11 protein-coding genes are annotated in these 9,844 nt (G+C 46.8%); 5 read left to right on the top strand and 6 right to left on the bottom strand.

Annotated features, from left to right (window positions below; translation table 11 throughout):
- Positions 1-756: helix-turn-helix domain-containing protein (locus BP97_RS0128415; protein ID WP_156043380.1), on the top strand; the 756-nt coding region annotated here is incomplete at its 5' end.
- Positions 757-834: 78 nt separating this feature from the next.
- Positions 835-1,536 (top strand): IS3 family transposase, encoded by a 702-nt coding sequence (locus BP97_RS0128410; protein WP_156043378.1) that lies wholly within the window; start codon positions 835-837, stop codon positions 1,534-1,536.
- A gap of 430 nt (positions 1,537-1,966) precedes the next feature.
- Here BP97_RS0128410 and BP97_RS0128405 read toward each other — a convergent pair whose 3' ends face one another.
- The 5 genes from BP97_RS0128405 to BP97_RS0128385 are packed head-to-tail and all read right to left on the bottom strand — an operon-like array spanning position 1,967 to position 4,280.
- Positions 1,967-2,263, bottom strand: a complete 297-nt coding sequence (locus tag BP97_RS0128405) for a spore coat protein (protein ID WP_028552143.1) — start codon at positions 2,261-2,263, stop codon at positions 1,967-1,969.
- A 10-nt stretch (positions 2,264-2,273) separates the two neighbouring features.
- Positions 2,274-2,474 (bottom strand): hypothetical protein, encoded by a 201-nt coding sequence (locus BP97_RS0128400; RefSeq protein WP_028552142.1) that lies wholly within the window; start codon positions 2,472-2,474, stop codon positions 2,274-2,276.
- Positions 2,475-2,505: 31 nt separating this feature from the next.
- Entirely contained in the window at positions 2,506-3,642 is a 1,137-nt protein-coding gene (locus BP97_RS0128395) for a zinc-dependent alcohol dehydrogenase (RefSeq protein WP_028552141.1), read from the bottom strand.
- On the bottom strand, positions 3,639-4,025 hold the full coding sequence (locus tag BP97_RS0128390) for a spore coat protein (RefSeq protein WP_028552140.1): 387 nt from the start codon (positions 4,023-4,025) through the stop codon (positions 3,639-3,641). Before BP97_RS0128390 ends, BP97_RS0128395 begins: the two co-directional genes overlap by 4 nt.
- A 12-nt stretch (positions 4,026-4,037) precedes the next feature.
- Positions 4,038-4,280: a hypothetical protein gene (locus BP97_RS0128385; protein WP_028552139.1), complete on the bottom strand. Its 243-nt coding sequence runs from the start codon at positions 4,278-4,280 to the stop codon at positions 4,038-4,040.
- Positions 4,281-4,483: 203 nt separating this feature from the next.
- On the opposite strand from BP97_RS0128385, the gene BP97_RS0128380 reads away from it, so the two are divergent.
- Complete coding sequence (locus BP97_RS0128380) at positions 4,484-4,765, top strand: hypothetical protein (protein WP_028552138.1); 282 nt, start codon at positions 4,484-4,486, stop codon at positions 4,763-4,765.
- A gap of 503 nt (positions 4,766-5,268) precedes the next feature.
- Here the strand turns inward: BP97_RS0128380 and BP97_RS37720 are convergent.
- The gene (locus tag BP97_RS37720; protein ID WP_231506475.1) at positions 5,269-5,604 is read right to left on the bottom strand and encodes a CBO0543 family protein; all 336 of its coding nucleotides are present in this window, start codon (positions 5,602-5,604) and stop codon (positions 5,269-5,271) included.
- A gap of 109 nt (positions 5,605-5,713) precedes the next feature.
- Here BP97_RS37720 and BP97_RS0128370 point away from each other — a divergent pair, with 109 nt between their 5' ends.
- Both BP97_RS0128370 and BP97_RS0128365 read left to right on the top strand, forming a co-directional pair.
- Positions 5,714-6,799 carry an L-dopachrome tautomerase-related protein gene (locus tag BP97_RS0128370; RefSeq protein WP_197035559.1) on the top strand — a complete coding sequence of 362 codons (1,086 nt, stop codon included), beginning with the start codon at positions 5,714-5,716 and terminating at the stop codon, positions 6,797-6,799.
- A 914-nt stretch (positions 6,800-7,713) separates the two neighbouring features.
- Positions 7,714-9,828, top strand: coding sequence for a BglG family transcription antiterminator (locus BP97_RS0128365; RefSeq protein WP_331281327.1), 2,115 nt, complete (start codon positions 7,714-7,716; stop codon positions 9,826-9,828).
- Positions 9,829-9,844 lie beyond the last annotated feature (16 nt).

The following is a 9,844-nucleotide window of genomic DNA, read 5'->3' as shown; positions in this document are numbered from 1 at the left end:
CACTCGAACCTCCATGATAACATGAAGGTTTTTTTTGAGTGTCTACTTGAAGGGGATAATACCATTGTAAGGGGAGCTTTTTTCATGGCTAGAGGAAAATATAATGCGCTAGAGAAACTCAATATTCTTGAAGAAGTGTCAAGGGGAGAGATTGGTTTTCTAGCTAAGAAATATGAGGTCAACAAAACAACTTTGATGAAATGGCAGCGGCGTTACAAACTTTATGGGGCTGAGGGTCTGGTGAGCCGTACACATAATCAAAGTTATACCGCTGAACTTAAACTCCAAGCTGTGAAGGATTATCTTAAAGGGGGATTATCCCAGTACCAGATCATTGAGAAATACAAGATAGCTAGTACGAGACAACTTTCCGACTGGATTAATAAGTATAATGGTCATAACAGCTTAAATGCCTATAAATGGGAACCAAAAACTATGACAAAGGGTCGTACTACGACGTGGCAGGAACGGATAGAGATTGTTCAGTATTGCTTGACCAATCAGCATGACTATCAAAAAACAGTGGGACAATTCCAGATCTCCTACCAACAAGTGTATCAATGGGTGAAGAAGTTTGAAGATGGTGGTCAAGATGCGTTAAAAGATGGCCGGGGCAGAAAGAAAGCTCCGGAAGAGTTAACGGAGGCTGAGCAGCAGAAACTCAAGATGAAGCAGATGGAATATGAAATTGAGCGCTTTATGGCCGAAAATGCATTTTTAAAAAAGTTAGAGGAACTCGAAAGAAGGCGACGCTAGGTCATATACGACAAGAAACGGTTTACCTTGCCATTCGAGCGCTTCAAAAGGATGAATCAATGAGTATTCAGCATCTCTGTGAAATTACGCTCAAGCTATTACAAGTGGTTAAATCGCGAACATAGCTCTCATGAGTTAGAGAATGAGCAGCTGATGCAAGTGATGATGGACATCTACGAGAAAGTAGAGCGTACCTTTGGGTATCGTCAATTAACCCTGCATATGCGCAAACAAACCGGAAAAGCGATCAACCATAAACGTGTATATCGGTTGATGAAGCTAAAGGCAATCCAGTCCGTAATCCGTAGGAAGAAACCAAAATATATGCGTTCTACTCCACAACAAGTGGCAGAGAACCTGTTAAACCGTGAGTTTCAAGCAACAGCGCCTAATGAGAAATGGGTAACAGATGTTACCGATTCCAATAACAACCCATTGGTATTTCAGACTTTGGAGCGAGCTTTACAAGCGGCCCCTGGAAGCAAGCCTATGCTGCACAGCGATCGTGGTTTTCAATACACATCGCTGGACTTCAAGAAGATTTTGGATGAGAACAAGATGTCTCAGAGCATGTCTCGGGTTGGGCGATGCATCGATAACGGCCCAATGGAATCGTTCTGGGGAACTTTAAAGTGCGAGAAGTATCATTTACACAGGTACGAAACTTTTGATGACCTCAAGAGAGATATTGAGGCTTACATCTGTTTCTACGATAATGAACGATTACAAGCAAAATTAAACGGCCTTAGTCCGATGGAATTCAGGAACAAGGCCGCTTAACTGTTTTATTATTTGTACTGTCTACTTGACGGGGTGCTGTTCACTACTACTCGGATGCCGTTTTCTCAACTAATTGGCAGAATAGTTCAATTAATTCTACAGAATGCCGCGGGGATTGAGTATTTTAAAATCACAAATCAGACGTTATCTGCAAAGATTGGCAACATAAGAATACCTATAGAGAAGGGTAGACGTGAGAGCAGAGATCCACAGAGTGCGTGGCGATGACAATCAGAAGCAAAACAAACGAAGGAACGCTTGTTCAAGTGTGTTTCTGACGAAGCCAAAATAAGTGCGGAGCGTGTCTGCTCTTATTGTATTGTTGGATTCTTGACACGGGGAACATTTTATTCTCTAAAGACTTCTGCTAAAATCAAAAACGCGCTTGAACCATGGTGGTTTTGCGCGTTTTGTCGGGACGAATACGGTGTCAGGACGGAATGTTCATAGCGGTCTGAATATTTTTCAGATCGAGCTGAACTTGCTCTGGAATATGGTAGGGATGGTATAGGCCCCGCTGCATCATGTAGTTTGTTATCTTTTCATGGGAGTCTATAGCTTCGTCGAGCTGTTTCATCAAAATTTGCTTGATTTCGGGGGTGGCACATTCGGTTACGGCCATGGCGTAGTTTCTGACTCCGCTCTTGGCATTCATCAAAAAATCCATTGCGATCACGTCGTCGGTCAGCGTATGAAGCCCTGTCATGTGTTCTAGTATTGTGTTCATGTTTTATCTCCTATAGGGTCACTTTAGACAGCACTCCACCGAGCTCCTGAAGCTGCTGCTGTGATAATTGCACGTCTTGCTGCAAAATTTGTATGAGCTCCGGGTCGGTTACCAGAGCTTGCATGGTTTTGGATTTGGTCATGCAAACGGTCTTGAACGCAGCCATTTCACGAACCTCCAGCATCTCATGCAAGGCGTAATTGGAATTCATTTGGATTGTCCTCCCATTTATTTATCCATATTCAAGGTTTTAAGATGACTTTGATGCAATCGTCCGTTTTCGTATCGAACACTTCATAGCCGCGCTTGGCCTCGCTGAGCGGAATGACGTGCGTAACAATGTCTCCAGGGTCCACTTTCCCCGACGTAACCAACTCGTACATATACGGCATATAATGAATGACCGGAGCTTGTCCGGAACGGATATTCACGTTGCGCTGCATGATGTCGCCGAGCGGGAATCCGTTATAGCGTCCGCCGTATACCCCAGTGACTTGGATGGTCCCGCCTTTGCGGACAGCCTGAGACGCAATGATAAATGCGCTCATGGTGCCGCCTTGCAGTTTCATACCGCTGGCTAGAAATTCGAGATCGCTCATCTTGCCGTCCATTCCTACCGCATCAATCACGACATCGGCGCCGCCTTTGGTCATTTCCTTGAGATTGTTGCCGATATTCTTATCCTGTTCGAAGTTTACGATTTCCACATTGTTCGTTCGCTTCGCATGCTGTAAGCGGTAATCGACATAGTCAACGGCGATGACCCGCTTTGCTCCCTTCAGCCAGCAGAATTTCTGGGCCAGAAGTCCGACCGGACCGCAGCCGAGCACGATGACCGTATCTCCATTCTTTACGCCGGCGTTATCTACGCTCCAGAATGCTGTCGTCATTGCATCGGCGATTAAGCTTAGCTTTTCGTCCGGTTGTTCGCAGTTTTCGGGAATCTTGAAGTGGGTAAAATTTGCGAACGGGACTCGTAAATACTCGGCTTGCCCGCCAGGATATCCGCCGGTCGTTCCGGAGTAGCCGAAATATGCCCCCATATCCCCGTGTTCGTTTGACTTGTCACATTGGCTTTCCAGCTGATTTTTGCAAAAAAAGCATTCTCCGCACGCGATGTTGAACGGGATGATCACACGGTCGCCTTTCTTTACCTTTGTCACGCCGGGGCCTACTTCTTCTACGATCCCCATCGGTTCATGCCCGATGACATAATTCTCCTGAAGGTTAGGAATCATCCCGTGAATAAGGTGAAGGTCAGAACCACAAATGGCGGTACTCGTGATCTTTACGATCATATCGTCCGGTTTCTCAATCTTCGGATCCGGTACCTCTTTGACCGCGACATTTTTAATCCCTTGATACGTTACCGCCTTCATGCATTATGTCCTCCAATATGTTCATCTGGGGTCCGATCAAACATCCCTTTACGCGACGTATCATCCGGGAACAAATTCATCTGCCCGATCATCACCGTATTTTTCGCCGAAAGCTGGTCGAGTTGGTACTGTTCGTTCAGCTCGTAAGGATGGAACCATTTTTTGCGAATCATGAGCTCCGTGATTTCTTGGTGCATAGCAATCCCCTGCTTAAGATGATTGCGCAGCAGAGCTCTTACATCCGGAGAAGCCGTTTCCGTCAGGGCGATGGACAAATTTCGCACACCCTCCTTGGCACGAAGAAGGAAGTCCATTGCAAAAGTCATATCTGCCATTTCCGGCATATTTAATGAATTAATCGGGTCTAGATAATCAGTATTCATTTGCGTTCCCCTTTAATGTGTTATAGGTGTGGGGCTATTCGGAACAGGCGCTTGGAAAGGAGCTCTTGCGTAGATTGCTTGCAGCTCGGCGATCTGTTGTGTGGATTGAAATACGTCTTTCTGCATTAACGCTTTTAGCTCTTGGTCAAAGACCAAGCCTTGCATAAGTTTTGACTTAGCCAGGCAGAGCGTTTTAAAGTTTAACGCTTCATGCAGTTCCATTGATTCGTGCGGCGCTAGCGTTGGCGTATTCATTGAGAAATTATTCCCTCCTTTTTTTATCAACGTTAGATTCTCCGACTCATCGGATCTTATACTAAAAATGATTGCCGGAAATATGGGGTCCGGATATTCCCATGCAGTCGTAAGAATATAATCAAAATCTCAACCGCATACTTATTTCTGTTTAATATTTCTGTTAAAGTTATTGATCTTTGCTCAAGGAAGGAGGACTCACCTTGCCCAATGAAAACAAAATTGATCTAGCCACCGAAAATGCAAGAAAACCGGCGGAAGGTACACTTAACTCGAGCGGCAATACGCTGGAGCAGCTTGCATCTAACGCGGTTTCTGAGGCGCAAACGGCTTTAAATCAAGCGATAAGCTCGATAAGTGAATCTAATGCGGCAACAAATTCACAAGCTTTGGAGACGGCCCGGCAGCAATTGACCCAAGCAGAGGAATTTTTAGATCAAGCGCAAACTTCAGCAAACGCATTACGTCTGCCGGACCAACAATAAAACGGTAGCTTTGGTAGTGGCGAGATTCTTCTTCTTTTTTCGTATACAAGTGGAATCAAGCTCACTAATGTCGAGGTATGGTCGTCTGTCTATGTAGACACTGCGTATGATGTTTTCCGAATTTACGCCGATACTCTCCGCAAGGGCAAATGACCTGCGTTGACGATCGGAGGAACGTATTTGCCATAGACACGGAGAGTCACCGTCAATAACCTCTTAATGTTGAAGACCATAATTGTAAGTGGATATAAGCAGACTACGGAAATTGCCCCCATTTCAATGAGACATTTTTGCACTTCGGCGAACGCGCTTGATTTGCCGGCCCAGCACAACGAATCATGACAAGCGAAAGGGAGGCCCTTAAGGGGACTCCCTCTTTCTTCTGCTTCCTATTATTACGGGTTGGTCGTTAAAATGCCGACGTTCTTCAGCACCATCGCGCGGCGGCAGCAGGAGCGCGGCCAGCGCAAGCTGGGCGACGTCTTCGGGGCATAGCCCCACATTTAGGAACGTGTCGTACTGGCTGCGTTCCTTTGTTTTGCCGTTTCCACTCGTGTCATGGTTCCGAAGTAGATCACGCAGAACGCTCGAGTCATCAGGAATGTGAGAAAAATCGTGGCCCACGACCAAAACCAGTTCCAACGAACATACCGAATCAGATCGGTATATTGTACGAGCAGCACCTCAACTATCGTCAGTACAGTAGTGAATAACACGTAATAGCCGAATTGAATCCAGCCACTCCGATGGCTCGGATAATACGCGTTAAACACCGCGCATGTCATCGGATAGGCCATATAATCGTAGGTGAAGCTCGTCCGGCTAACGTCGGCAAGCACTTGTGGGGTTCCCGTAAAAATATTTTATTATGCAGGCACTTGAACAACATTCAGTCATATAAATAGGTGATAGCAGTTCGAACCTGTTGAGGAGGATTTTATACAAGTGATGTTACCGAGTGAAAAGTATTTCGGTAAGTTTGAGGCGGTTTTTTTATTTTACGGAGCCATGCCTACAGGCGTTGCTGTTTCTGAAACCGGGCGTATTTTCATTTGCTTTCCGAAATGGGGAGACGACGTAATATTTACGGTGGCTGAAATCGTTCACGATACATTGCAGCCGTATCCTAGTTTAGACGCTAATGTGGTAAGCCCATCGAATATCACAACGTCCTTCATTAGTGTCCAAAGTGTCGTTGCTGATGGAAATGGTACGCTTTGGGTACTGGATACAGGAGCTCCTAATTTCTCAGAACCCATCAAAGGGGGGGCGAAGTTAGTCGCTGTAGATTTAAATTCAAATACCATAAGAAGTGTATATACATTTACGGAAGATGTTGTCCTGCCAACCACTTATCTGAATGATGTCCGATTTGATTTTCGTGTTGGTAAAGCAGGTTATGCTTATATAACGGATTCGTCTTCCCGAGGACCAGGAGCCATTATTGTCGTTGATTTAGAAACCGGTTATGCCTGGAGACGGTTAAACGGGGCAAATTCAACTTCGCCCGATCTCTTTCTCATACCGAAAGTTGAAGGTAAAATCCTGATGAATCGAAACAAAGACGGATCTACTTCACCCTTTAGATTGGCATCCGATGGTATAGCGATTTCCCCGGACGGCAAGATGTTGTATTTTTGTCCTCTCTCCAGTCGTCATCTGTACTCGATTTCAACGGAAGCCCTAAGAGACCGAACGATACCGGATATGAATTTACAGTATCACGTGAAGTATTGGGGAGAAAAAGGTGCTTCAGATGGAATGATCACCGATGCAAAAGGAAGCGTTTACGCTGGAGACTATGAAAACAATAGTATTCGAAAGATATTGCCGAATGGAATAATGGAAACCATCGCACATGATCCGAGAATTTTATGGCCGGATACTTTTTCTATTGGTCCAGATCAATACTTATATTTCATCGTGAACCAATTACATCGGCAGGCAAGATTTCATTATGGAAATGACCTGCGACAGAAGCCTTATAGTTTACTCCGTATGAAAATAGACGAAACACCTGCTCCTACCTTTTAGTAAATATTTCGCTTTACAAAGTTGACTCTATTTGCATAGAAAATGTATTTTATGACTTTATGGTTATTAAGAATATGGAGTCTGCCGCTCGGCAGCCTGTTCAGCTATCGGGGAACGTTAGTTTAACAACAATGCATGCTGCCACTAATTGTGTGGCAGCATGCATTGTTAAATTCAGCAATTCTAGGAGCACTCTACATGTCCTTACGTATGCTTGAACTAGAACATTTATTTGTAAAATTGGAAATCGTATAGATCTAAACGGCATGCTAGGCAGTTATTACTTTTGATCTTAAGAACTACACTACATTGTAGACTGAGAAAATAAAGTATTAGACTGGGAACGGCATTAAGCTCCCTCAATATGATGTAGTTTTTTTCACACTCTAGCCCATGAATTCGCAGGATTTCACCTTTAGTTTATTTGAGAGATAGGAGAAACAGAGCATGCGGTAACGAGTTGTACTCTATAAGGACATGCGGGAACAGAAGGGATGTAAACTCACCCATATTATTCCATATTAAGCACGTCTCCATGCTGCCCTTAGAGATTCTCGCTCCCATGTCTCAACGGGTCTTGGCCCTTTCAGCCCTATTTCTGTAGATAAGGGGCATCGGTACGATTCATTTTTCTTACGAATGCTCTCTTATCCTTAAGATTTAACTCAAGATAGGTGGGAGTAAGGGAAGATCAGGACTAAGCGGCCAGGGGCATATTCTCCGGGGCCGCCTTTTTTCGTAGCAGCACCCGATTACAGCATGTGCTCCGAGCTATGCAGGAATAGAGCTTGGACACTTGAATTCACTTTTGCACAAAAGAGCCTCCACAAATTGAACTGTCCTTCATTTGTAGTCTGTAGGTATAATCGAACTGAAAAAGGAACTACACTAAACGGCAAAGGAGTTGATGCCGTATTCTGGACGAACGCAGTACCCGGATTTTGACGCTGCTTCACGAAGCAGCCGATTATGTTTCTCTGGATGAGTTGATGCAGAAGCTCGGCATCTCCAGACGGACCGTTTATTACGATATGGAAAAAATCAACGACTGGTTGAAAGCGATTCATCTTCCGCCGGTCGAATATGTCAGGACTGCCGGCTACTATTTGCCTGATGAAAGCAGGAGCGGTCTTCCGCAGTTGACCGGAGGAGTCCATGCACAGGAGTACTATTGGTCCCCCCGGGAAAGACTGGCGTGGTTATCGCTCTATCTGTTGTCAGAGGAGGGGGAGCTCTTCGTTCATCATTTGACGGATCTTCTTAAGGTTAGCCGGGGGACCGTACTCAAGGATTTGAATAGCGTCCGGCCGGAGATGGATGCTTTGAAGCTCAAGGTAACCTATGACCGTAAACGAGGCTATGGCGTTCAGGGAGAGGAGAGAGATAAGCGGAAGGCACTGAGCTACTACTTCGGGCAGATTTTCGGCAGTTCGGGTTGGGAGCAGGCGTTTAATCGGAACGAGGAATCGGGCGCTCTCGATCTAGCCCTAGTCTTGTTCCCGCCTTCGGAGACGGAACAGCTGAAGCGAGTGTACCGGCTTATCTCGGATAGCGAAACAACGCTGGGAGTGGACTTGACGGACGAGATGGTGTTTAATCTGACCACACGTTTCCTGCTTTATACACGGCGGATTCAGAAAGCGCAGTTTATCTCGATTGACGAAGATGAACGGAGCGTGCTCCATCGGATGCCGGAGTTTGAATCCGCTGCCCGTATTGCGGAAGGGCTCGGCCAAATGTTCGCCGTCTCCATTCCGGATGAAGAAGTTTGCTACTTTACGATGCATCTGTTGGGAGCGAGGGTCAACTGGGTGGAGCAGATAACTGGTTCCGAGGAAGTGCTTGAGCAGCTTCGGGAAGCGGCCAAGCAGATGATCGATGATTTTCAGCGTCACGCTTGTGTGTTTCTACCGAACCGGGAAACGATGGAGGCGAATCTTCTTGTCCACTTGAAACCGGCATATTACCGGATCTTGTACGGACTGGGTCTAGATAATCCGCTGCTGGAGAATATCGTCTCCAAGTATGGGGAAGTGTTCGAGATGACTCGCCGTTCCGCAGCACCGTTCGAACAAATAGTAGGACGAAAGCTCAATGATCACGAAATCGGTTATCTCGCTATGCATTTCGGCGGCTGGCTGCGCAGAGAGAACACGCAACCGGCAGCAAGGCGGCAGGCCGCCATCGTCTGCGTCAACGGTATTTCCGCTTCGCGGATGCTGAAATCGCAGCTCGAACATTTATTCTCTGCTGTGGATATTACAGCGGTGCTATCGCTGCGCAATTATGAGACGTATCAGGAAGAAAACGTCGATTTTATTTTCTCCACGGTGCCGCTGCCCAACAGCAAAGTGCCCGTTTTCGTAGTGAATCCGATTCTCAGCGATAAGGACAAGGAGCATCTGCTGAACCAGATCAACGCGGTCGCCGGAAGAAAGTCAAGAACCCAGGCCAGCACGGTTCAAGCGCTGTTGGATATTGTCCATAAATACGCCGCGGTAAAGGATGAAACCGGGCTTACAGAGGAGTTGAACCGCTACTTGTCGGTAGGGAAGACGTGGCTGAGCGAAGCGCGCAAGCCTTCTCTAGCGGACTTGCTCACCGGTCAGATGATCCGCGTGGAGAGAGAAGCAGCCGACTGGCGGAGTGCCATCCGCGAAGCCGCCCAGCCGCTGCTGAAGGATGGACGCATCGATGAAGCTTACATTGGAGCGATGATCTCCAAAGTGGAGGCGCTCGGTCCCTACATCGTCGTTGCACCCGGCATAGCCATCGCTCACGGCAAGCCCCAGGATGGAGTCCGGCGGCTCGGAATCAGTCTGCTGCGGCTGGAGCAACCCGTCGCCTTCTCGGAGGAAGCCCGCCACCAGGTTCAGATCATTCTGGTACTGGCGGCGATTGATGGCGAATCCCATCTGAAGGCGCTGTCGGAGCTGACGCTCCTGCTCAGAGAGAAAGAAAGCCTCACCCGACTGAAGGAGGCCAAGACGAAAGAACAGATACTGCAGCAGTTACACGCCGGTCCCTGACCGATTAGACTACCGG

It is taken from the genome of Paenibacillus sp. UNC451MF (genome assembly GCF_000686845.1).
Classification (GTDB): domain Bacteria; phylum Bacillota; class Bacilli; order Paenibacillales; family NBRC-103111; genus Paenibacillus_S.
This window is presented reverse-complemented; position numbering and strand designations above follow the sequence as displayed.

Bases quoted from the DNA above. Each gene is read 5' to 3' on its own strand.
- BP97_RS0128405 (WP_028552143.1), bottom strand. From the start codon at position 2,263: ATGAACACAATACTAGAACACATGACAGGGCTTCATACGCTGACCGAC.
- BP97_RS0128400 (WP_028552142.1), bottom strand. From the start codon at position 2,474: ATGAATTCCAATTACGCCTTGCATGAGATGCTGGAGGTTCGTGAAATG.
- BP97_RS0128395 (WP_028552141.1), bottom strand. From the start codon at position 3,642: ATGAAGGCGGTAACGTATCAAGGGATTAAAAATGTCGCGGTCAAAGAG.
- BP97_RS0128390 (WP_028552140.1), bottom strand. From the start codon at position 4,025: ATGAATACTGATTATCTAGACCCGATTAATTCATTAAATATGCCGGAA.
- BP97_RS0128385 (WP_028552139.1), bottom strand. From the start codon at position 4,280: ATGAATACGCCAACGCTAGCGCCGCACGAATCAATGGAACTGCATGAA.
- BP97_RS0128370 (WP_197035559.1), top strand. From the start codon at position 5,714: ATGTTACCGAGTGAAAAGTATTTCGGTAAGTTTGAGGCGGTTTTTTTA.